The organism is Paenibacillus sp. IHB B 3084, from assembly GCF_001447315.1.
Classification (GTDB): domain Bacteria; phylum Bacillota; class Bacilli; order Paenibacillales; family Paenibacillaceae; genus Paenibacillus.
On record NZ_CP013203.1, the window covers coordinates 2063412 to 2085435 of the forward strand.

General features: G+C 48.4%; 19 protein-coding genes, 1 pseudogene and 1 CRISPR repeat array. Of the genes and pseudogenes, 8 read left to right on the forward strand and 12 right to left on the reverse strand.

The genetic code is table 11. The annotated features are described in order from the left end of the window. Nucleotides 1–153: 153 nt before the first annotated feature. The 4 genes and pseudogenes from ASL14_RS09715 to ASL14_RS09730 form a co-directional block, all read right to left on the reverse strand. Nucleotides 154–1353, reverse strand: a complete 1200-nt coding sequence (locus tag ASL14_RS09715) for an MFS transporter (protein WP_134911426.1) — start codon at nucleotides 1351–1353, stop codon at nucleotides 154–156. A 500-nt stretch (nucleotides 1354–1853) separates the two neighbouring features. Beyond that, nucleotides 1854–2348: an SRPBCC family protein gene (locus ASL14_RS09720; protein WP_134911427.1), complete on the reverse strand. Its 495-nt coding sequence runs from the start codon at nucleotides 2346–2348 to the stop codon at nucleotides 1854–1856. Nucleotides 2349–2539: 191 nt separating this feature from the next. Continuing rightward, nucleotides 2540–2865 (reverse strand): annotated as a pseudogene (locus ASL14_RS09725) (ArsR/SmtB family transcription factor). Between the two features lie 239 nt (nucleotides 2866–3104). Continuing rightward, nucleotides 3105–3545: a CRISPR direct-repeat array (repeat unit 33 nt; unit sequence AATTTCAATCCACGCACTCATATAGAGTGCGAC). Nucleotides 3546–3938: 393 nt separating this feature from the next. Continuing rightward, nucleotides 3939–4700, reverse strand: a complete 762-nt coding sequence (locus ASL14_RS09730) for an AAA family ATPase (RefSeq protein WP_134911428.1) — start codon at nucleotides 4698–4700, stop codon at nucleotides 3939–3941. 214 nt (nucleotides 4701–4914) lie between these two features. On the opposite strand from ASL14_RS09730, the gene mprF reads away from it, so the two are divergent. After that, complete coding sequence (gene mprF, locus ASL14_RS09735) at nucleotides 4915–7557, forward strand: bifunctional lysylphosphatidylglycerol flippase/synthetase MprF (protein ID WP_134911429.1); 2643 nt, start codon at nucleotides 4915–4917, stop codon at nucleotides 7555–7557. 98 nt (nucleotides 7558–7655) lie between these two features. Here mprF and ASL14_RS09740 read toward each other — a convergent pair whose 3' ends face one another. Next, entirely contained in the window at nucleotides 7656–8282 is a 627-nt protein-coding gene (locus ASL14_RS09740) for a nitroreductase family protein (protein ID WP_134911430.1), read from the reverse strand. A 241-nt stretch (nucleotides 8283–8523) separates the two neighbouring features. On the opposite strand from ASL14_RS09740, the gene ASL14_RS09745 reads away from it, so the two are divergent. Both ASL14_RS09745 and ASL14_RS09750 read left to right on the forward strand, forming a co-directional pair. Next, a complete protein-coding gene (locus ASL14_RS09745) occupies nucleotides 8524–9000 on the forward strand; it encodes a disulfide oxidoreductase (protein ID WP_134911431.1) in 477 nt (158 codons plus the stop codon). A 168-nt stretch (nucleotides 9001–9168) separates the two neighbouring features. Next, the gene (locus tag ASL14_RS09750; RefSeq protein WP_134911432.1) at nucleotides 9169–9666 is read left to right on the forward strand and encodes a CcdC family protein; all 498 of its coding nucleotides are present in this window, start codon (nucleotides 9169–9171) and stop codon (nucleotides 9664–9666) included. Nucleotides 9667–10068: 402 nt separating this feature from the next. Here ASL14_RS09750 and map read toward each other — a convergent pair whose 3' ends face one another. Further along, nucleotides 10069–10815, reverse strand: a complete 747-nt coding sequence (gene map / locus ASL14_RS09755; RefSeq protein WP_044646282.1) for a type I methionyl aminopeptidase — start codon at nucleotides 10813–10815, stop codon at nucleotides 10069–10071. A gap of 215 nt (nucleotides 10816–11030) precedes the next feature. Here map and ASL14_RS09760 point away from each other — a divergent pair, with 215 nt between their 5' ends. From ASL14_RS09760 to ASL14_RS09775, 4 genes are all read left to right on the forward strand, one after another. Then, nucleotides 11031–11726: a GntR family transcriptional regulator gene (locus ASL14_RS09760; RefSeq protein WP_134911433.1), complete on the forward strand. Its 696-nt coding sequence runs from the start codon at nucleotides 11031–11033 to the stop codon at nucleotides 11724–11726. Nucleotides 11727–11857: 131 nt separating this feature from the next. Beyond that, nucleotides 11858–13219 (forward strand): GntP family permease, encoded by a 1362-nt coding sequence (locus tag ASL14_RS09765; RefSeq protein ID WP_134911434.1) that lies wholly within the window; start codon nucleotides 11858–11860, stop codon nucleotides 13217–13219. Between the two features lie 41 nt (nucleotides 13220–13260). Then, entirely contained in the window at nucleotides 13261–14814 is a 1554-nt protein-coding gene (gene gntK / locus ASL14_RS09770) for a gluconokinase (protein WP_134911435.1), read from the forward strand. A gap of 109 nt (nucleotides 14815–14923) precedes the next feature. Further along, complete coding sequence (locus ASL14_RS09775; protein ID WP_044646279.1) at nucleotides 14924–15106, forward strand: hypothetical protein; 183 nt, start codon at nucleotides 14924–14926, stop codon at nucleotides 15104–15106. Between the two features lie 169 nt (nucleotides 15107–15275). Here ASL14_RS09775 and ASL14_RS27985 read toward each other — a convergent pair whose 3' ends face one another. From ASL14_RS27985 to ASL14_RS09785, 3 genes are all read right to left on the reverse strand, one after another. Further along, nucleotides 15276–15374, reverse strand: a complete 99-nt coding sequence (locus tag ASL14_RS27985; protein WP_412177974.1) for a YjcZ family sporulation protein — start codon at nucleotides 15372–15374, stop codon at nucleotides 15276–15278. Nucleotides 15375–15513: 139 nt separating this feature from the next. Further along, the gene (locus tag ASL14_RS09780) at nucleotides 15514–16329 is read right to left on the reverse strand and encodes a serine/threonine protein kinase (protein ID WP_134911436.1); all 816 of its coding nucleotides are present in this window, start codon (nucleotides 16327–16329) and stop codon (nucleotides 15514–15516) included. Nucleotides 16330–16504: 175 nt separating this feature from the next. Then, the gene (locus tag ASL14_RS09785) at nucleotides 16505–17362 is read right to left on the reverse strand and encodes a MerR family transcriptional regulator (protein WP_134911437.1); all 858 of its coding nucleotides are present in this window, start codon (nucleotides 17360–17362) and stop codon (nucleotides 16505–16507) included. A 680-nt stretch (nucleotides 17363–18042) separates the two neighbouring features. Between ASL14_RS09785 and ASL14_RS09790 the strand changes: the two genes are divergently transcribed. Continuing rightward, a complete protein-coding gene (locus ASL14_RS09790) occupies nucleotides 18043–18999 on the forward strand; it encodes an L-lactate dehydrogenase (protein ID WP_134911438.1) in 957 nt (318 codons plus the stop codon). A 633-nt stretch (nucleotides 19000–19632) separates the two neighbouring features. Here the strand turns inward: ASL14_RS09790 and ASL14_RS09795 are convergent. Genes ASL14_RS09795 through ASL14_RS09805 form a run of 3 tightly spaced genes read right to left on the reverse strand, consistent with a single transcriptional unit; the run spans nucleotide 19633 to nucleotide 21991 of the window. After that, nucleotides 19633–20361 carry an ABC transporter permease gene (locus ASL14_RS09795; protein ID WP_134911439.1) on the reverse strand — a complete coding sequence of 243 codons (729 nt, stop codon included), beginning with the start codon at nucleotides 20359–20361 and terminating at the stop codon, nucleotides 19633–19635. Continuing rightward, entirely contained in the window at nucleotides 20361–21077 is a 717-nt protein-coding gene (locus ASL14_RS09800; protein WP_134911440.1) for an ABC transporter permease, read from the reverse strand. The genes ASL14_RS09795 and ASL14_RS09800 overlap by 1 nt, the downstream gene beginning before the upstream one ends. Continuing rightward, a complete protein-coding gene (locus tag ASL14_RS09805; RefSeq protein WP_134911441.1) occupies nucleotides 21074–21991 on the reverse strand; it encodes an ABC transporter ATP-binding protein in 918 nt (305 codons plus the stop codon). The genes ASL14_RS09800 and ASL14_RS09805 overlap by 4 nt, the downstream gene beginning before the upstream one ends. Nucleotides 21992–22024: the final 33 nt, after the last annotated feature.

The following is a 22024-nucleotide window of genomic DNA, read 5'->3' on the forward strand; positions in this document are numbered from 1 at the left end:
CATAAACTCATCATGAATTATTACCCAATATTCAGTCGTTTCATTTACGATTTCGCTATGTATACAAAAAATAGTCTCCTTCGGCGCGATCTGTGGTTCACAAGAACAACACATTTCACGCCAAAAGAGACTATGTTTACAGGAAAAATAACATTAAACCGCTGTCGTTTGCGTACCTTTGCTGTTCCATTTTACAGCCAGCCCCAAACTAAGAATGAGAATGGCCGCCCCGAAAATGTACGGCAAATTGATATGCACCTCAAACAGCGTACCCGCCAGCGCAGGTCCCAAAATATTACCGATACTCATATAGGCATTGTTCATTCCGGCTGCAACTCCCTGCTCATCCCCGGCCATTTTGGATAAAGCCGTATTAATGGCTGGTCGCAGTAGCGACGTGGCGGTAAAGAAGATGAGCGATACCCCCAGTACATAATAAAAGTTGCCAGAGAGCAGCATAAGCACAAGTGAAATCGCGGAAAACAGAAAGGAGCCGATAATGACACCTTTTTCGCCAAAACGATTCAACAACGGACTGATCACAACCGCCTGAATCACCGTTCCGACCAGCGCCCCTACCGTAATAATGATCGCAATATCGCGCTCATTGTAATGAAACTTGCCTGTCACGAAGAAAGGAAACATGGTTTCAAAATGCGTCAGCCCAAAGGTTAGGGTGAAAATCATAATCAACAGCATGAAGTACGGCTTGCGAAAAGAAAGTGCAAACTGCTTAATGACATTGTCGCGCTTGACTTTGACATTCCGGAATTTCAACTGTTTCTCCATCGACAAGGTTTCGGGCAGCAAAATCAACGAAACCAGGGCAGCCACACCCGATACTCCAGCCGAAACGTACAAAGGCGTGCGAATCGAGATATCTGCCAGCAAGCCACCCACGCCAGGGCCGATAACAAACCCAAGAGACATGGCCGCGCCCAACAAACCCATTCCCCGACCGCGATTGTGTACCGTCGTAATGTCGGCAATATAAGCCATCATCGGAGGAATCATAAAGGCAGCCCCTGCGCCTCCGAGCAAACGGGATATATACAGCATCGTCAACGAATGCCCAATGGCAAATAATACTGAAGAAATCGTCATGATCACCAAACCGATAATGATCATTTTTTTGCGTCCGTATTTATCGGACCATTCACCAGCCAACGGTGAAAACAGAAACTGGGTCAAGCCGAACACGGCAACCAGGTAGCCTCCCGTTTCACCAGTGCCTCCCAGGGAGCCCATGAATTTGGGGAGGATCGGAATGATGAGGCCAATTCCCAGCATGGCAATAAACATATTAATCATCAAAATGACCAACGGCCCCATTTTCAATTGTGATTCTGACATGTTGCGTGTTGTCCTCCTAAGGTTATTTATTTCGCATGCAAAAATCTTATTTTGCAACTATTAGTTCAAAACTCTTCACTATATTAATAGACCCACGAGCAAATAACAATCATAAATCACACTAAAATATTATCAATAATCTGAAATAGTCTTAGCAGCTTGCATTTGGCATCGTGAAGCACGTAGATAACTCTTCTGCATATATTATATACAAACATGCGTTCTATATTCAATGCATAAAAAAAGGAACTGCCAGTATAACATTAGCAGAATCCACGCACTCATATAGAGTGCGACACAAAGCAGTCCATTTTATTCGATTATCAAGACTTAATAATGCGTCCTTTGAGTTATAGGAAAATTAACGGCAACTATCTTTCAAAAGATGACCTCATCGCAGGCATATGACCACCAAAATATGGCAGATAAGCGATACTCCATAGAGAAGGATAGTTATAAATAACAAAAAACACCGGTGGACGGTGTTTTTTTTGCTACTGCTATATCGAACTGTTTTTTAAGTATTCGGCTAATTGATCGAACGTCCCGGTAAATCCGTTCTGAACCATCTCTTGTGAAGAAAAGTAGGTTTTGAACTCTTCCTCAGTCGGGGATGAAGGAGCCATAATCATTGTAAGGGTTGTTTTTCCTTCGTTCTCGATGAACGTCATGTTATTCAGGGTTTCCAGAGGCCAGTTTGCATCAAAGGGGGCACGTACTTTGTTACCTTCCTCATCAGAAAAGAAACTGGCGTAAACGATTTTATCCGTTGCAACTATTTCACTGTATAAAAATTTAACCCACATTTTCTCGCCGTCAGCGGGTTGCTGGCTATAGTGAAAGACACCCCCCGGACGGAAATCTGCTTTCGCAACATGAAACATCCATCCTTTTGGCCCCCACCAATTTTGTAGATGTTGTGATTCGGTGAATGCCTTAAACACAAGTTCTCGTGGAGCATTGAAGCTATAAGTGATTTCGATTTGATTTGACATTGTAGATCCTCCAATAATTTTTATTGTTTTTTATATCTCTCTTTTGCAGATCCTGCAAATCCCGTTCCGCCATTCCCTGTACGATATTACATTATTTATCAGAAAAGGAGTCGACGCAGACAATCCGCTCCGGCACCACAATTTCGTGGTTCCTGCTTACTCGAGGCTCCATTGCTAGCCGTTTTTCATAATTACTTTGCTTGTAGCTCACTTAAATAATCATCTAAGCGCTCGAATCTATCCTCCCAAATGGTTCGAAAGGAACCAATCCAGTCGTCCAGATATCCAAGAAAGGCTGTGACAGCAGCTTATAGATGCGGCGATTCGCACTTGGATGTACCTCAACGAGCCCGGAATCACTAAGTATACGTAGATGTTTAGACACTTGCGGCTGACGAACACCAAGTCGATCAGCTATTTCTCCTACAGTAAGGGGCCTGTCACGCAAAAGCTCGACAATGTGTAATAATCGGTTGGGTTCGGCAAGTGCACTCAAAGTTTTCATGCTCACGCCCATATAATGTGCCTCCTTTCGCTTCGAATATATTCTATAAGGAGTATACCCGTCAAGGTATACACTATAAGCAAATTTCATCATCTTGGTCATGTGTTTCCTCCTATCAATGCACACGTTGAATACTATGAGAAATAGATCTTGATATTCTATATGTGCTGAAAGAAAATGAGAGAGCTGCTAACGTAGAATACGTCAAAGCCCTCCCATATTATAGACTTGATAATTTATGGGCACGATCTTTTTTCAATCCACGCACTCATATAGAGTGCGACAATAAGATCGGTAGTGCTACTGTCAATCACCTGTCATTTCAATCCACGCACTCTTATAGAGTGCGACCAAGAGATGTTTTTGATGACTCGTTCGACAGTAAATTTCAATCCACGCACTCATATAGAGTGCGACCCGGCTCCCCTTTGTGTCCGGTTTTTCATACAAATAATTTCAATCCACGCACTCATATAGAGTGCGACGTAATCTATCCTTGGCTTTATACCAAGGACTATCAGGAATTTCAATCCACGCACTCATATAGAGTGCGACCTCTCGTTATCCTATGTATTGGCGTTGTCTCTGCAAATTTCAATCCACGCACTCATATAGAGTGCGACAAAAGTTATCGGTGACGAAACGCATCAAAGGTATAAGATTTCAATCCACGCACTCATATAGAGTGCGACAGCGAAAATGCAGTAATTCATACCTTAATGATATAAATTCCATACATTTTAGCAAAGAACGATGCCAAAAAGGCTTGAATCAACCATTGACTTCTACTGAAGAAAACTGATTTAATGTTTTTCGACAAATTTCGAGGTGCGAAGGATCCGGGGTTTTTATGTGAGCTTCACATTCGCACCTCACCATAAGAGCAGAAAACTCATTTTATTTCCCCTTATACATATACCATAAATGAGCATGATAACCAATAATGAGGTGCAGATCCGGTGAATGTTTGGGCAAAAGACAAACTTCGATCTCATCTGCTTGGCCCAACGTATAGGTCGCCTTCTTGTAGCTAAAGTCTAAGTTGTATACGAGTACGGATAGCTCTCTTGAGGTTCACCCATTCCTTATTGGGGATCTTCGAATAGCTCCTGCATCATCTTTTCCTTGTTGTTCATAAATTGTTTCATGATGATGAAATGATCGGTTTCCTCCAGCGTCCGGGTGTCTATGCCTTCATGTGTCAGGTGGTACAGGACGGAGTCGGGATAGGCCATCAAAATCGGGGAATGCGTAGAAATGATGAACTGCGAGCCCTGCTGTACCAGCTCGTGGATACGTGCAAGCATGGCCATCTGGCGCAGGGGCGATAACGCAGCCTCTGGCTCATCCAGAATATACAGCCCCTGACCTCCAAACCGATGCAAAAATGCAGCAAAAAAAGACTCGCCATGCGACTGCTCATGCAACGATTTTCCCCCGTAGGAGTCTCGGATGGGCGGGCCCCCTCTTTCCCGATCCATCTCGTCGATATGAGTCGCCAGATTATAATAGCTTTCTGCCCGGAAAAAGAAACCGTCCCGCGGCTTGCGGGCCCCTCTCACCAGCCGGACATACTCATGCAGCGATGAATGCGTGGCCTGTGTGGAGAAATTAAAATTTTTGGTGCCGCCCTCCGGATTAAATCCCCACGCGACCGCTATCGCTTCCATAAGCGTTGATTTACCCACACCGTTTTCTCCAACAATATAGGTAACAGACGGGTGAAATTTCAGCTCATTCCATTGACGCATGGCTTTTAAGTTAAATGGATATTGGCTCTCGTCAGCATCCTGCGGCCACATCAGCTCCAATCGACGTACAAAAAGATCACGATCCCATATACTCATGTCCGTTCAACTCCATTACCAAGCAAATGACTAGGCTTTTTATCATTATATTGGAATTATTTACGGCAATCAATCTGAAAATCCGGTTTTCGTAACCCTTCTGTTGTTATTCGTTCGTTTATTACAGGTATAATATATAGTAGCCTTTCATTGGGCATGATATTTCCGTGTATCATTCAGAATCTATTTCATTATTTTTCAGGCAGGTGAATCTATGAATTCAAATCACAAACCGATCCAATCCTTTAAAATCGTACAGTTCATGATGACCATCTACAGGCAGCGGCTGACACGTATTTTGCTTCCACTGGCTGTATTGGCTTTTATTATATGGGAGGCTGGACGAGAGCTGAAAAGCTTCAATCTGGCACGTATGCTTCATGAGCTGCGGCGAATGGATGCTACCTTTCTCATCGAAATCGGCTTGTTCTCACTGATAGCCGTGGCCGCCATGAGCGCATACGATTACGTGATCAGGCATCATTTCAAACTACAGGTCAAGCCCGGAGCGACATTCCGGTACGCCTGGATTTCGAACACCTTCAATAACGTCTTTGGCTTTGCAGGCTTTACAGGAGCGGGATTGCGCACGGTGCTGTACAGAAAAAGCGGCGTGCCGCTGGGTGTTATCACCTCTGCGGTCGTGTTCCTTTCGCCTGTGGTCATTACGGGTCTGTCTTTGCTGGCCTGGGGCGCGATCGCCCATCTGTATCCGGTACAGCCCGTGCTGGATGCTCATCCGTGGCTTCATTGGGCGTTATGGGGAATGGCGCTGTACCTGCCGCTGTTTCTGATTATGCAGCGCTCCAAACGATACGCCAGTTGGTTCAACAAGGGAGAAGGCCAGCTTTCCTGGTCCACCATCTCCGCTTCCATCGGCGCTTCGCTGCTGGAATGGCTGCTGGCTGGTCTTACTTTTGCATGGATCGGCTCGCACTTGCTGCATGAGCTGCCGATAAATGCCGTGTTCGGCATTTATGTGATTGCCGCGATTGCCGGGCTGATCAGTCTGGCGCCCGGAGGGGTCGGCGCATTCGACATCATTGCCCTACTCGGGCTGCAAATGGCAGGCGCCAACTCGGATCGGGCATTGGCTGTGCTGCTGGCCTTTCGCGTCTTTTATTACATCATTCCGTGGCTAATCGGCCTGGTGCTGGCTGCGCTGGAAATATTACCACGCAACGAACGTCTGAGCCAACTGGCAGAGACGGGTTGGGAAACCTCACTCAACGCTTGGCAAAAGGTATGGGGCTGGCCCGGTCAATTCCGCTTTCTGGCCGACCTCGGGGTATGGGCACTCGGCAAGCTGGTACTCATCTCTGGCGTGGTGCTTCTTCTGTCGGCGGCTACGCCAGGTCTGCTGTATCGGCTGCGTTTTGCCGAGCATCTGCTCAGTCTGCCCGTCATGCGCCTGTCGCACGAAATCTCAGTCGTCATCGGGATTATGCTCGTAGTGCTGTCTCACGGCATATCCCTGCGCATTCGCAGAGCCCTGCGGCTGACGCTGGTACTGCTGCTTGCGGGGTCCATTTTCACCTTCATTAAGGGTCTGGATTTCGAGGAAGCTCTATTCCTGTTGTTCGTAGCGCTGATGCTGTGGGTCTCGCGCTCGCGGTTTTATCGGGTTAGTGCGCCGCTGAATCGGCACAATATTTTAATATGGGGCGGATTGTCTCTGCTCGTGACCGGCGCTTACTTTATAATAGGGGCAGGCTCCAATACTCCGTTTATGCGCCATCTGCACGCCAAGGTCCATCTGGACTTTTTTATGAACCGCAGCGATTACGGGGTTACAGCGGTGTTCAGTCTGATTTTGGCGTGGGTATTCCTGACGGTATATTTCTTCCTCCGTCCCCAGCGTGGAATCGGCAATCTACCTGATGCGCAGGAACTGGATAAGCTAAAAGAATTTCTGGAAAAGCAAGGCGGAAATTTGGTTTCTCATATGCTCTTTCTAGGTGATAAATATCTGTATTGGACCAAGAACGAACAAGTGGTTATTCCCTATGCCCGCAGCCGGGACAAACTGATTGTGTTAGGTGACCCGCTGGGTCCGGAAGAACGTGTGAGCGAAGCGATTCAGGAATTTCAGCGCTTCGCAGACCGGTATGCGTTAACGGCTGTATTTTATCAGGCATCACCGGAGTATTTGTCCATCTACCATGAGAACGGCTATCGGTTTTTCAAGCTCGGCGAGGAAGCGCTGGTGCCGCTGGAGTCCTTTACACTGACAGGTAAAAGCAATCAGGTGCTGCGCAGTGCCAAGAACCGCTTTGACCGTGAGGGTTACACATTCGAAATGATCCAGCCGCCTTTGGATAGAGCATTAATTGAGGAGCTTCATCACATTTCGAATATCTGGCTGGACGGACGGAAGGAGAAGGGCTATTCGCTCGGCTGTTTCAAGGAGCCTTATCTTCAGTTAGCCCCGATTGCGCTGTTAAAGGACCCTGAAGGAAAGATCATCGCCTTCGCGACAATGGCCCCTGCCTATGACTGTGGACAGACGGTCTCCATAGACCTGATGCGTCATCTGCCTGATACGCCAAATGGCACGATGGACTACTTGTTCACACGAGTGATCGAGTGGGCCAAAGACAGCGGGTATGCGACATTCAATCTCGGTATGGCACCGCTGTCCCAGGTAGGACAAAGCGAAAAAGCGTTGCGCGAAGAAAAGCTGGCCCGGCTCGTTTTCCAATACGGAGGGCATTTTTACGGCTTTCAAGGACTACGCCGCTTCAAGGATAAGTTCAAGCCGCAATGGGAGCCGCGCTATCTGGCCTATCCGGCTTCTGTCTTTTTGCCTATTCTGACGCTGGAGCTGGTATATCTCGTTTCCAAGCGTTCGGATTAGAGCAAAAGCATTCTTGCAACCTTACCTAGGCATAACAAAAGGGTGTTCCCCCAACCACGACGGTTGCAGGAACACCCTTTTTATGTTAAAAATTATTCTTAGAAGCTACCTTTTACAACAACTTCAGACAATGGGAAACGTCCTGATGGACGTGCCGGCACTTGTGCTTTACCTACCGTAATCAGCATTACTGGCAGGTAACGTGCAGGAACGTTGAATTGCTCGATCAATTGCGCAGGAATGAAACCGCCCATAGCGCAAGTGTCATAGCCCAGAGATTTAGCAGCCAGCATAATATTCTGTGCCGCAAAAGCAGAGTTCAGGAGCGCTGCATCGCGAGCTACTTGTGCGTTTTGGTAAGCACCGTTGATTTGGCCTACCAAGGCGTCACGGATTTCTGCTGGCAATGAGCCTGCTTCTACCGCTTGATCATAAATAACTGTGTTACGGTTCGCTTCCAAATCACCCAATACGACAATCGTTACGGAGCTTTCCGCTACTTGACCTTGGTTGTAGGCGATAGGCAGCAACTTTTGCTTGTCAGCTTCGGTTTCAATCACGAGGAATTTCCAGTGTTGAAGGTTCCAGGCGGAAGGAGCTTCTATCGCAGCTGTCAAAATAGCTTCCAGATCTTCCTCTGGCAATTTAAAATCCTTAACATAACTTTTTACCGCATGTCTTTCACTAATGACAGACAGAGTTTCGTTTTTTTGGATACTTGACATTCTGGACACACTCCTACATTTCTCATAGTATATATATCTGAATCTTGAATCCTTATTAACTTCCCAAACTATTGTAATTATAAAAACGATAGTGAATGATGTCAATATGTTTAAGTATGACCCTGCACTCAAAATACAGTACAATATGGATAAGACATCCATATCGGCAGATGCCCGCCCGATCGGACAAGACACGGTGAGTTCATTTTGTTCTCATTTGAATCAAAAAAGGAGCGTTACTATGATTGGATCGTTAAAAAAAACGGATATTGCTTTGTTTGCCGCCTGGGTTGTGGCTTGTGTGGCTACATTAGGCAGCCTCTATCTCAGCGAGATTTTGGGGTATGAGCCTTGCAAGCTATGCTGGTTTCAGCGCATTCTGATGTATCCCCTGACTCTGCTGCTCGGAATCGCTTATTTTCGGGGAGATACAGGAATACGGCGTTATGTCATGCCGCTGGCGATCATTGGTGGCGGTATTTCGGCCTACCATTTTGTGATTCAGCGCATCCATGCAGCCGCCAAAGCGGCTACTCAGGCTTCAACGTCCTGTGGAAGAGTATCCTGTGAGCAGGATTACCTGAACTGGTTTGATTTTATTACCATTCCTTTTCTCGCACTCATCGCTTTTATCCTTATTATTACAGCCATGGGTTATATCATGCGTCAGGAGAAAAAATCGGCGCAAGGAGAGGTACAAGCAGAGCATCTTGCATAAGTATGATAGAGACCCGAGATCGTTGGGCCAGTCACCACAATCGAGCGTATAATCCGCTTGCCGGAGGAAAGACTGTAACTAAATATATCCATTACATATGTGATATAATAAAAAAGGTTTGCAGTCTGGCCAATAACGCTTACATTTCTTATAGAGGGGGCCCCGTCCATGTTTCATATCAGCACCCCAATTCTGCAATATGGCGCAACCTTCGGCATGATCTTAATCGCTGTTTCGGCTATTTTCATCCGTATGAAGACAGGTCACCGCCCGGTTAACGCCAAAAAGATTATCATCCCTCCGCTCGGCATGAGCACCGGCTTTATGATGTTTATCGTGCCAGAGGTACGGGTTCCCTTGCTTTGGGCGATGGGCGCTTTTCTGGTTGGCTGGTTTATTTTCTCGTATCCGCTGATCCGCAGCACCAAGTTTGAGATGCAAGAAGGACAAGTTTTTGTACAACGCTCACGCACCTTCTTTTTTATCCTGATCAGTCTGCTGATCGTTCGCCTGCTGCTGCATGAGTTTATCCAGCGCTACATTACCATTCCACAGACGGCGGGGCTATTTTTCATTCTCGCCTTCGGGACATTGCTGCACTGGCGGCTTCGTATGTATTTTCAATATCGTCAGCTCAATCTGAATGAGGCAGAAGTCCGAATCTGACAAACAGATACTCGCGTGCAGTAAGCATGTTGTTGCATACTCCAAAAAGACACGACCTTCCAACAGGAAGTCGTGTCTTTTTGCTTGTTGTGTAACGGCATCACACCTGCCCGGAAAAATGGCCTCACTTCACCCAGCGGGTAAGGAGGCGAATACGATTTGGCATCCCGCATGCGGCCTCGCTGTACGGATTAACAGACAGATACAGCGTCTTTACAACCACTTCACCTGCTTGTGGGGCAGACAGAGGCTCTTCACGAATGTAAAATATTCAGCAGTCGGTAGCCCTTGCGGACGGGAAGCCAAAATAATCTTTTCATTCATCACCATGTGTATTCCTCATTTATACTAAAAGAGACTGTCCTCTGGACAGCCCCTTTTTCTGTATTACGCCTACCTGATTTATTGCTGCGTCAAAATAATCGGGCCGTCCGCTGTAATCGCCAGCGTATGCTCGTATTGCGCCGACAAACCGCCGTCCAGTGTACGCGCCGTCCATCCGTCTGCATCCACTTTGCTGCGGTAGGTGCCCGTGTTCAGCATCGGCTCAATCGTAATGACCATGCCTTCTTTCAGGCGCGGTCCGCGATGCGGTGGTCCATAATGCGGCACCTGCGGTTGCTCATGCATATCTTCTCCGATACCGTGACCGATGAATTCGCGTACAACCGAGAAGCCTTCCGCTTCCGCATAGGTTTGGATCGCATGGGAAATATCGCCGATCCGGTTACCGATTACAGCCTGCTCAATCCCTCTGTACAGGGATTCCTTCGTAACGTCCAGCAGCTTTTGTGCCTGCTCGGAAACATTACCCACTGCATACGACCAGGCGGAATCCGCCAGCCAGCCGTTCAGGTTTACGACCATGTCAATCGTCACGATGTCCCCGTCCTTCAACGGTGTCTTGTTCGGAAAACCGTGGCAAATGACATCGTTAGGCGATCCACAAGTCGCAAACTGGTAGCCGTTGTAGCCCTTTTGTTCCGGCGTTGCGCCATGCTTTTTCATAAACGATTCCGCGAAGGCATCAATTTCCAGTGTTGTAATACCCGGCTTGATCATTTTGGCAATTTCCCGGTGGCAAGCAGCCAAAATTTCGCCAGCTTTCTTCATATTTTCAATTTGTTCTTTGGTTTTAATAATAATCATTAAACGGTCTCCTTCTTTTCCGTGTTCGTTCCACTTTCACTGCTGCTTTTTTCTGCTTCTTTTCTGCTTCTATTGTAACGCTAAAAGCATTGAAATGGAACCGATGTCCATTGACACCGTTTACAAGTATCTTTTACGGGGTATATAATACTTCATAACTTGTATACAAGTATGCCCGAAAGAGGCAACCTAAATTTTCAAGAAGGAGTATGCCTATGAAATATCCGTCAATCTGGCTACAGGGTGCATCGCTTGGTGAAAGGATTGCTTGTGAGCTTCGACTTCAGATTATCCGTGGCATGCAGACACCCGGCACGGTATTATCTGAAAATCAGATTGCTGCCGATTTTGGCACCAGCCGTTCTCCTGTTCGTGAAGCGTTAAAAGTGCTTTCCAGTGAAGGATTGCTTCGCTTGGAACGCATGGGGGCGATTGTCATAGGCATGACGCCCGCTGATATGGAGGAGCTTTTCGATGTGCGAATGCTGATTGAGCATTTTGTTGTACAAAGATTTGTACATAGAGACAATGCCGGGTTGGTGACCGCTTTAAACCGGATGATTGATAAAATGGAAGTCGCTCTCAAGCACAGAGACGTCGTTGAATTTTCTCTTCAGGACTTCAATTTTCATGAGGCTCTGGTGCTGGAAGCAGGCCATGCTCGTATTCTCCACACCTGGAACGGAATGAGGCAGTTGATCCTGACGGTCATGCTGGCTGCCACAGAACAACGCTTTACGTCCAAGATTGAAGAATCCCAAGTCACGATTCACAAACATCGTACCTTTGCAAACGCTTTAAACCAAGGGAGCGCTCAGGAGCTGTCCGAATTTATCGAGGATCATTACCGGGACACCCGCAACGCGGTAAACGACAGCGTTCTGTCCCCTTACCGCAAGAGTCTGCCCTAATCCGCAAAATGTATAAAAGGAGCCGCTGCACCGCGCTTTAGGTGTTCTAAGCTGGCGCAGTTCCTTTTTAGACTAAAGTTGTCGACAAGTATACATGTACTACACATTAACGCATAAGGAGGCATTACTTCATGAACACCCTATTCGGCTTGAGCCATAACGCTTCACTACTTACGTGGGCGCTAATTACCATCATTCTTTTGATTTTGCTGATTGCCAAGTTTAAATGGAATCCCTTTGTTTCACTACTGCTTTCCTCCGTATTTCTCGGGCTGGTTAACGGGATGCCGGGACATGAAGTTACTGCCTCCATCACCAAGGGCCTCGGGAGCACACTTGGCTCCATCGCCATCGTCATCGGGCTAGGCACCATGCTTGGTAAAATGATGGCGGAATCCGGCGGTGCCGAGCGTATTGCAACTACACTTATGGATCGGTTTGGTGAAAAACGTGTCCATTGGGCCATGATGATCGTAGGCTTTATCGTGGGTATTCCGGTATTTTTCGAAGTTGGCATTATTTTATTAATTCCGATTCTGTTCACGGTCGCCCGTAAAATGAATATGTCTCTGCTGAAAATCGGTATTCCCATGCTGGCGGGGCTATCGACGGTACATGGACTTTTGCCGCCCCATCCGGCTCCGATGATCGCGATTGAAGCCTTTAACGCCAATATCGGACGCACGATAGGGTATGCGCTCATCGTCGGTATTCCTTCCGCTATTATTGCAGGTCCGGTCTTCGGTGCCTGGATTGGCAAAAAAATTATGGTCAGACCCTCCGAGAAGCTGGACGAGCAGTTCACCAATACAACAGGACGGCCGTTGCCGCCTTTTTGGATTACCTTGTTTACTATTTTGCTGCCTGTTATCCTGATGCTCAGCGGATCGGTCGCTGAAATTGTGGACCCGTCCAATACGCATCCACTTACGGTATTTTTCAAATTTATCGGTGATGAGGTTATGGCGTTACTGATTGCGGCTGTATTTTCGTTTTTCTCACTTGGTTACGCACGCGGCTTGAAGAAAGAGGATTTATCCCGTTTTACCAGTGAATGTCTGGCACCCACAGCCTCTATTATTTTAATCATCGGCAGTGGGGGCGCATTTAAAACCGTATTGATCGACAGCGGCGTAGGTCAGGCCATTGCAGCGGTGGCTACGGGGGCGCATATGAATGTAATCGTGTTTGCTTTTCTGGTCGCTGCGCTCATTCGTGTGGCCACCGGGTCCGCTACGGTTGCGATGACGACAGGCTCCGGTATTGTCGCACCTGTGCTGGCACTTACACCCGGCGTGAATATCGAGCTGGTTGTCCTTGCTACAGGGGCGGGATCGCTGATCCTTTCGCATGTGAATGACGCCGGTTTTTGGATGATCAAAGAATTTTTCAACATGACGGTTCCCCAGACTCTCAAATCATGGACCGCGATGGAAACCATCCTCTCCCTGGTCGCCTTCGGTTTGATTATGCTGCTGAGTGTGTTAATTTAACGATAATGAGCTAATAACGGTAAGTGAAGGGGAGATTGAATATGACAGACACTCGGTATATGATCGGCGTTGATATCGGTACGACCAGTACCAAGGCGGTGCTTTTCGAAGAAAACGGCAATATTGCTGCCCAGCATCATGTAGGCTATCCGCTGCACACACCTGAGCCGGATGCGGCGGAACAGAACCCGGAGGATATTTTCAAAGCCGTCGTGACAACGGTGCAGGAGGTCATGAAACAAAGCGGAGTAGCAGCCGAGCATGTGTTGTTCGTCTCCTTCAGTTCGGCCATGCACAGCGTTCTGGCGGTGGATAAGAACGGCAAGCCGCTGACCGCCTCCATCACATGGGCAGATAACCGCAGCGCTAAATGGGCTGAAGCGCTCAAGCATGAATACAACGGACATGACATTTACTTGCGCACCGGGACACCCGTTCATCCCATGTCGCCGCTGACGAAGCTGATGTGGATTACACGGGATTTGCCGGATATTGCGGCACAAACGTACAAATATATTTCTATCAAGGAATACGTATTTGTCCGGTTGTTCCAGCAATATGTCGTGGATCATTCGATTGCCTCCGCTACCGGCCTCATGAATTTGGAGCAACTGGATTGGGACGAGGAAGCACTGCGTATTGCCGGTGTGACGAAGGAGCAGTTGTCTGAGCTGGTGCCTACGACTCATGTCCTGAAGGGACTGGATGCGACCTATGCGCATGACATGGGCTTGCTGGAGACGACTCCTTTTGTCATCGGAGCCAGTGACGGTGTCTTGTCCAACCTTGGTGTGAATGCCATCAAACCGGGAGTTGTCGCTGTCACGATCGGTACCAGCGGAGCCATCCGCACTGTGGTCGATAAGCCGTTGACCGATGCCAAGGGACGCTTTTTCTGCTACGCATTGACCGAAAAGCTGTGGGTGATCGGCGGCCCGGTGAACAATGGCGGCATCGTTTTCCGCTGGATTCGCGATGAATTTGCAGCCTCCGAGGTGGAAACCGCCAAACGATTAGGGCTTGATCCGTACCATGTGCTGACCCAAATCGCGGAACAGGTACGCCCCGGCTCGGACGGCCTGCTCTTTCTCCCGTATCTGTCCGGAGAACGTGCACCCCTGTGGGACCCGAATGCCCGCGGCTCCTTCTTCGGCTTGTCCCTGCGTCACAAAAAAGAGCACATGATCCGCGCCGCTCTGGAGGGTGTGCTGTTCAACCTGTACACGGTTATGCTGGCCATGGAAGAGGTCATCGACAGACCTTCGGTCATTCACGCCACTGGCGGATTCGCACGCTCGGAGCTGTGGCGACAGCTTATGGCGGATATTTTCGATCAGGAGGTCATTATCCCGGAAAGTCTGGAAAGCTCCTGTCTTGGCGCAGCTATTTTGGGCTTGTACGCACTGGGACGAATTGATTCGCTGGACGCTGTATCCGATATGATCGGCACCACTCACCAGCATAAGCCCGTGGCGGAGCATGTGGATATTTACCGTGATTTACTGCCAATCTATATCCGCATTTCGCGTAAATTTGAAGAGGAATTCAAGGATATTGCCGAGTTTCAGGCCAAATCCTTAAAACCTTTAAATTAGTGGAACCCATTCCAACACCGCTGCGTATTACCGTTTCATAAGAACCTGTCTATGTCAGAAAATGATCTAAAAAAATCAGTCGGACAGGATTAAGAAGGAGGATTAGACGATGCTCAAAAAATTATTGCACCGCCTGCTACATTCCACCTCTCATTCTCATAAGCGGAAATACAGTAGCTCGGACCGTTATTACGAACGTAAACGCCGCTCTTCATCCGATTTAGGATACAAGAACAGCCATAACGGGCACCAATATTACAAGGACAAACGCCGTCATTACTCCAGTTCGTAAGTAAAGAACTGCGACGAATGAAACCAGGCATAGGAAGGAAGCCAGTGGCTCCTTCAAACCCTATAAAGCGAAGACCCTTCTCATCAAGGGCCTTCGCTTTATTGTTGTGCGCCCGGCGCTATGCAGGGCAACATCTCTGCATTTTACAGGAAACCGTCTATTAACAAAATTACAGAAATAGAGTTTTGGAGATAATTACCAGCAAAATAAACAGAACCAGAATCGCTCCTACAGAGGTCCAAGCTCCGCCGTACCCCATACCACCCATTCCACACATATGACTCATTTACAACACTCCTTTCGCTCATTTACAGGATCATTGTATGTAGATATGGTCAGATGCGTAAGGGGGGCATTCCCCCATTTTTGCGGCGAATGCCCGTATTTTTATGGACGATCTTTATGGACTAGCCCTCCTGCTGCACCAACGCCTTCTCCAGCTCCAGCATAAACTGGCGACTATGTTCATACCTGGGGCCAATCTGAAAAAGACGTTCCAGCAGATGGCGTACAGGTGGACTCAGCTTCAATTCTTCCTGCCAGCTTCCCGGCGGTTGATCCGGTTGAGGCTCGTAACTGCTGTACAGCATAAAAAGCATCAAATGCCCGACATCGTACAAATCGCTGTAGATAGCGACATCCTGCCGTTCGGCTGCACGCTTTTCCAGCATAGATTCGGTAAATACATCTTCCTGCTGCTCGCCCATCGCCAGTGCAAGGCCAAAGTCGATCAGGTACGGTTTCCCTTCGCGGTGGATCACATTGGGAATGCGGATATCCCGATGGATGTAGCCCTGTTCATGCACATGCAGAACCCGCTCCATCAGCTCTAAGGTGTAGACAATACATTCCTGTTCGGTAAAAGAACGCCCCTGTTCAAATATAAGCTCCTCCAACGTCATGCCGGAGATATATTCCATGACCAGGTACATTCCATTCCGATGCTCCACACTTTCGAGCAGCCTCGGGATATAGAGATGTTCCATTTGTCGCATAATGTCGGCCTCACGCTGCAACAGTTGAACACCCTTCGCCCGCTTGCTCGGTCTGGGTAGCTTGACCGCCACCTCCTGCCCGCTGTGCTTGTCCAAACAGAGGTAGGTCAGACCATAGCTACCCATACCCAGCAGCGACAAGATATGATAACGTCCACCCAGCAGATCGCCGGGCTGTTTCGGGTAATCTATCCAAGATTCATAAACATTCCGTAACCAAGTAAACATTCTAATATCCCTTTCCTATACACGCTGCGGCATGTTATATATGCGACTTGCTCTTGTCTTCTTATACACCCGCCCGCTGCCCTATATCCATACACTCCGGTCTATTCCGCTATTATACCATCCACAATAAGACCATCAGAACCGGGTAGGTCTGATGGTCTTATCATTATCATGCCTATGCCTCTCTACGTCTGCGTGGTGCCAAACCGAGCCAGGACAGCAGCGAACCGCGGGACTTTCGCTGTCTGCCCTGATAGGTACGCAAATTGGTGATTAACTGCCGATCCCGTTCCTCTTCCACCCGTTCTTTCATCCAGCGCTTTTGGTCCTCCAACTGATTGGAAAGGCTGGTGTTCTTCTCCACCAACCGGCTATGCTCCACTTCCAGCTCTTCCAAACGAATCCTCATCTCCAGTAGAGCGCTCTGCACCATAATTTGCATCTCCGTCAGTGCTTGGGACTCTATAGGCTCCTGCGTTTGTATCTGTACGTGTGTTTGTTCCAGTTCTTCTTTTTCCCTCTCCCTTGTTTGCTCCAGCCTGTGCTCAATCGTTAACGCCAAGGTATGCGTCTGTTGTTCCTGCGGTTGTAGCTGCATCGGGCCTTCTGACTGTTCCTGTACGCTAACTTCATCCTCTAATCCTGCCGATTCAAGAGTAGCGGCGGCTTGCGCCTGTATCACAGACTCATCTCTGCCCTCTGCCGCAGCCAATATTTCCTCCCAGGTTGCAGCCAGCGACTCACCATCCGATACGGATGGCAGGCGGATGCCTGCATCCTCGATTTGGAAAGGTGCGGTTACCCTCTCAAGCACCACCTGAACCGCCTGCTCCATCGTCAAATGCTCCTCACGCAACGCCCCTCGCATCACCTTTAAGCACTCTACATCCTCTGGACTGAACATTCTCGATTGGTTGGTGGAACGCGGGAACACATAGCCCTGCTCCTCCAGCGCTGCCGCATATTTACGAAGGGTACTGGCCCCGATTCCCAACTGCTTTGCTGCTTCCGTCGTCGATCTGCTTTCTTCCATTGATCATTACCTCCCTGGATGGTATGGAAAGAAATAAGCTTGTATATGTACAATTCGCGGAATCAAATGGAAACCCTTTGGCAAAAATGTTCTAATATTGCGGACTGCTAGGAACCTTTGTCATAAGCGAATATTTTATAAAAATGCATGAAGCGACTTCATATTGCCATATAAGCTTGGCTTAAAGGTTTCCTATTGTGCCACTGCGCAGTCGGATGGTGCCTCCGAAGGGCGCTTTCCTACGGAAAGCTTTTTAAGCGACCGCTTCGCTTGTACAGCAGCATTTAAAATCTGACAAAGTATGTGGTAGCTCGCCTATTTCCCATTCGATAGGGTGTCCTTTTTAGAAACGTCACATAAATGTCACGCTTCCATGATCCTATGGCATTATTTCTACCATCATCGCGCCGTAAAGCACAATCAATGCGGATACCGCCTCAAAAAGAAGCTTCTCACTCCCTGCAATACATACCTGCAAAAATACTGCGTATTCCACGTATCTTCTATATTACAGCCTATACATGTGCCTCTGGTGATCGTTATTTTTATATTTTTCGGAATGAAGGCAAAACGATGGATATTTCCAAAAGATCAGCAATATGTTATGTTATGTAACGTAAAATAGGTTTCAGACATAATTTGTAGCATATTACGTTCGCTGGAACGAGGAGGAAACATAAATGAAGGGGAAGGCAAGGAAAGTAGCTATTGTCGGCGCAGGGATGGTCGGTTCGAGCTGTGCCTACTCAATGGTCAATCAGTCCATTTGTGACGAAATTATGATGATTGACCGCACATATGATCGAGCTTTGGCCCATGCACTGGATCTGTCCCATTGTATGGATTTTACATCTACACGTACCAAGGTACACGCAGGAACGTATGCAGATTGCACGGATATGGATGTTGTCATTATCACGGCCGGGGCTAACCCCAAACCAGGTCAAGATCGTTTGTCTGTACTGGATGATGCGGTGATCATTACGCGCGAAATTGTAACGGCGATTATGGAGAGCGGCTTCGACGGCATCTTCGTCATTGCGGCTAATCCTGTCGACATTGTGACCTATCTCGTACAAAGCATATCCGGTCTACCACGCAACAAGGTAATCGGCACTGGCACCTCCATTGACTCGTCCCGGCTTAAAACGCTGCTTTCCGAGGTATTTTCCATAGATCCACGCAGCGTACAGGGGTATGCTCTTGGCGAACACGGCGATTCGCAATTCGTCGCATGGTCACACGTGACCATTGGCGGCAAGCCGATCCTGCATATTCTGCGCCAGCATAAGGAGCGTTTCAGCCACGTCGATCTGGATGACATCGCCCGCAAAACGAAGGATGCAGGCTGGGAGATTTTCACCCGCAAAGGGGCTACTTATTTCGGTATTGCCAATGCGCTGGCGTACATTACCCGTTCCATTTTAAATGATGACGGTAAAATTATAGCGGTTTCTGCCGTATTGGATGGCGAGTACGGGCACACGAATGTCTGCACAGGTGTTCCGGCGATCATCGGCAGCAAAGGAATTCAGGAGGTCATCGAGCTAGAGCTAAGCCCGGAAGAACAAGCCAAGTTCGACGCCTCCTGCCGCTTCATCAGCGATAATATCCGTGCCATGTCGGGCTTAGTTTAAAATGTGTCATACGCCGGATTGAAATGTATTATCGTATTTTATCAATCCGGCGCGATGTATACTTCAAAAAAACTCCACTTATCAAATACACTATCTTCATTCTAAAAGCTGTAGAGAAAATAAATCATCCGAAAATTCTAATCAATCTATGAGTGCCCTCTTAAAAAGTATAAAACTGAATACCGCTGAAAAAGGCTTTGTGGCCATCTACTCTGACGCAATGAAGGAAGGTGCTGATCTTGTAAGCTACAGCCCGACTGGAGATATTATAGGTGTGCAGAAACTAGAATAATGGTCAAAGTTGCCACACTCCTTCAAAGCGAGGTGTAATTATGATTTATTTAGTTTTTCACCAACTGAACCCCCTTGTCCCCACTCTGCTCATCTGAACAAATATTGCTACCTTTAAATCTAACCTGGACGCATGGGCGATGTACGGTATTATTTATGCCCTGATGACCTATGCCGCATTTAGAATAACTTCCCGAGCTGGAAACTGACTGATCTTTATGTACCCATGCTGAAATGTGACCCGGAAGAATGATAACTTTAAAACAAATGACCCATAAGAGGGTCATTTGTTTTAATAGAGCCCTTGAAAAAACAGATAGAGCTGAATCCTCATATTCCGTCCTATATTTCTTTACGTCGGAATACCGTCAGGCCCGCAATCCCAAACACAACAAAGCTACCCAGGACAACCGTAATCAGCGTATCGGCTGGTACGATGAAAGCCCCGAAGCTGTCTCTTCCGGTAGGCATCATCGCCAGCACAGGCTGTACCCACGGATAAAACGGTCCATAGGTCTGTGAGTTGGCGACCAGAATATTGGGCACTGTGAAAACAAAGTTCAAGGCGAGCGGCGCGGCAAAGCTGGACCACAGGAAAGACACCATTAGCTGTAACGCAGCCAGCGGCAGACAGGCTACCCAGCCTGCGAGCAGACTTTGGGCGATGACTGACCAAGGGATCGGCCCATTCATGTCTCGCACAGCTCCAACACCCAGCAGCGCTCCCCCGAACAATAGTTGAGTCAGCCCCACCAAAGCCATAATCATCGTCAGCTTGGCTGCGTAGAGACTGGTGCGGGATAATGGCAACGACAGCAGTTGCTTCCAGCCGCCGCCCCCATGCTCGAATCGGCAGACCATGGATGCAAATACGGCGGTCAGCATCGGCATGAACAGCAGCGCATGCACTGTGAGCATGCTAGAGAGTAGTGCCAGCCAATTTCCTCCGGGGTTCGACAGCAGTCCGATCAGGACGGCAATCGCCGGGCTGACGAGCGCGAGCAACCAGACGGGCGACTTGGCTATTTTCAAACGTTCGACAGAAAGCAGTCGTACATATCCTCCGAACATTACGCCACATCCTTTCTGCTAAAATGAGCCGCCGTCAGCAGACTGAGAAGCACACCCGTTCCGCAGCCGATGGACGCAAACATCCACGCTTGAGGCGCAACCCATGCGAATTGCGGCCAAGCCAGCGGAAACCATTCAGATAGCTGGGAAGCAAACAAGCTGCCGATCCCTAGCGTAATGCCCAGTGTTACAGGCAGCGCCTGATTATGAAACGTGACCGTTAGCCACAATAGCAGTACGAGCATGGGCAGTGTTCCTCCCAAGGGCCAAAACCCGATCCGCAGCAATTCTCCTATTGGAGCAGGCTCTCCCCCGAAGCCAAGTATCATCCCCAGTCCCCATGTTCCAACGGTAAGGAGCAGGCAGGATACACACAGCATCCCGATAGCCAGCGTCAGCTTGGCCATATAGACACTGAATCTGGAGATAGGCAAGGCCAATAGCTGCTTCCAGGAGTTGGACGAATGCTCCACATTCGCCAGCATGGAAGCGACCATCGTGGCCCCTAACACCAGCGCAAGGGGAACGAAAATAGCAATGTTATCCATCAGGGCTTCCCACAGATGACCCTTGCTGCGCGGAATCAGATAATCATAACGAAGCCCGAAATTCAGTGCCTGCATCGCCACCAGCCCAAGGGGTCCTAGAAACACCAGAAACCAGATACCCTTTCTGCGCGCTTTGAGCAGATCCGCAGTCAACGCTCGCAGCATCATAGGGAAGCCCCTCCTTTGCCGACGACCTGCATGAACATATCCTCCAGGGATTTGCGGCGTTCCTCTACACGGTATATAGCATGCGTATTTTCGACCAGCCTTCTGACCAGTAGCGCCACAGCCGCATCATTCATATTTTCAAAATCCAGAGCAGCCCCGTCCCTCACCGAATGATAACCCTGCTCACGTGCAATGAGCTGGGCTGTTTCCGGGTCGGACGTGACGATGCGAATGCCCCCTGCGGATTCCTGACGGAGATTGTGAATCGTATTCTGGAAAACCAGTTCTCCTTCGCGGATAATTCCCACCGTATTCGCCATATGCTCCACTTCGCTCAGCAGATGGCTGGATACCAGCACGGTGATTCCTCGTTCCTTGGGCATCGCCTGAATCAATGCGCGCATTTCCTGAATGCCCTCCGGGTCCAAACCATTTGTAGGCTCGTCCAAAATAAGTAATTCCGGATTGCCTAGCAGCGCGGCGGCGATACCAAGCCGTTGCTTCATCCCCAGCGAGTATTCCTTGACCGGGCGTTTGGCATGCTTGGTCAGTCGAACGACTTCCAGCACTTCCGCAATGTTCTCTTTGGGCACATTTAAAATGCGACGAATGGCCTCCAGATTTTCCACTGCGTTCAAATGACCGTAATACGAAGGGTATTCGACCAGCGAGCCGACTTTACGCAAAATATCCAGCTTATGTCTGCGGATATCCTTACCGAATATGCGGATCGTTCCTCTTGTCGGGCGAATGAGTCCAAGTAACATGCGAATGGTTGTCGTTTTCCCGGCTCCATTCGGACCGAGAAAGCCGTAAATATCTCCCCGCCCTATTTTCAGATCCAGCTGATTGACCGCAGGGCGGCCTTTGTATATTTTGCTGAGACTGTTCGTTTCAATAATGTATTCGTTCAAGTTCCTCACCTCGACACTTATCGTAACGTGCCA

Coding starts and splice junctions, on each gene's coding strand:
- ASL14_RS09715 (WP_134911426.1), bottom strand. CDS start 1,353: ATGTCAGAATCACAATTGAAAATGGGGCCGTTGGTCATTTTGATGATT.
- ASL14_RS09720 (WP_134911427.1), bottom strand. CDS start 2,348: ATGTCAAATCAAATCGAAATCACTTATAGCTTCAATGCTCCACGAGAA.
- ASL14_RS09730 (WP_134911428.1), bottom strand. CDS start 4,700: ATGAGTATATGGGATCGTGATCTTTTTGTACGTCGATTGGAGCTGATG.
- mprF (WP_134911429.1), top strand. CDS start 4,915: ATGAATTCAAATCACAAACCGATCCAATCCTTTAAAATCGTACAGTTC.
- ASL14_RS09740 (WP_134911430.1), bottom strand. CDS start 8,282: ATGTCAAGTATCCAAAAAAACGAAACTCTGTCTGTCATTAGTGAAAGA.
- ASL14_RS09745 (WP_134911431.1), top strand. CDS start 8,524: ATGATTGGATCGTTAAAAAAAACGGATATTGCTTTGTTTGCCGCCTGG.
- ASL14_RS09750 (WP_134911432.1), top strand. CDS start 9,169: ATGTTTCATATCAGCACCCCAATTCTGCAATATGGCGCAACCTTCGGC.
- map (WP_044646282.1), bottom strand. CDS start 10,815: ATGATTATTATTAAAACCAAAGAACAAATTGAAAATATGAAGAAAGCT.
- ASL14_RS09760 (WP_134911433.1), top strand. CDS start 11,031: ATGAAATATCCGTCAATCTGGCTACAGGGTGCATCGCTTGGTGAAAGG.
- ASL14_RS09765 (WP_134911434.1), top strand. CDS start 11,858: ATGAACACCCTATTCGGCTTGAGCCATAACGCTTCACTACTTACGTGG.
- gntK (WP_134911435.1), top strand. CDS start 13,261: ATGACAGACACTCGGTATATGATCGGCGTTGATATCGGTACGACCAGT.
- ASL14_RS09775 (WP_044646279.1), top strand. CDS start 14,924: ATGCTCAAAAAATTATTGCACCGCCTGCTACATTCCACCTCTCATTCT.
- ASL14_RS27985 (WP_412177974.1), bottom strand. CDS start 15,374: ATGGGTGGTATGGGGTACGGCGGAGCTTGGACCTCTGTAGGAGCGATT.
- ASL14_RS09780 (WP_134911436.1), bottom strand. CDS start 16,329: ATGTTTACTTGGTTACGGAATGTTTATGAATCTTGGATAGATTACCCG.
- ASL14_RS09785 (WP_134911437.1), bottom strand. CDS start 17,362: ATGGAAGAAAGCAGATCGACGACGGAAGCAGCAAAGCAGTTGGGAATC.
- ASL14_RS09790 (WP_134911438.1), top strand. CDS start 18,043: ATGAAGGGGAAGGCAAGGAAAGTAGCTATTGTCGGCGCAGGGATGGTC.
- ASL14_RS09795 (WP_134911439.1), bottom strand. CDS start 20,361: ATGTTCGGAGGATATGTACGACTGCTTTCTGTCGAACGTTTGAAAATA.
- ASL14_RS09800 (WP_134911440.1), bottom strand. CDS start 21,077: ATGATGCTGCGAGCGTTGACTGCGGATCTGCTCAAAGCGCGCAGAAAG.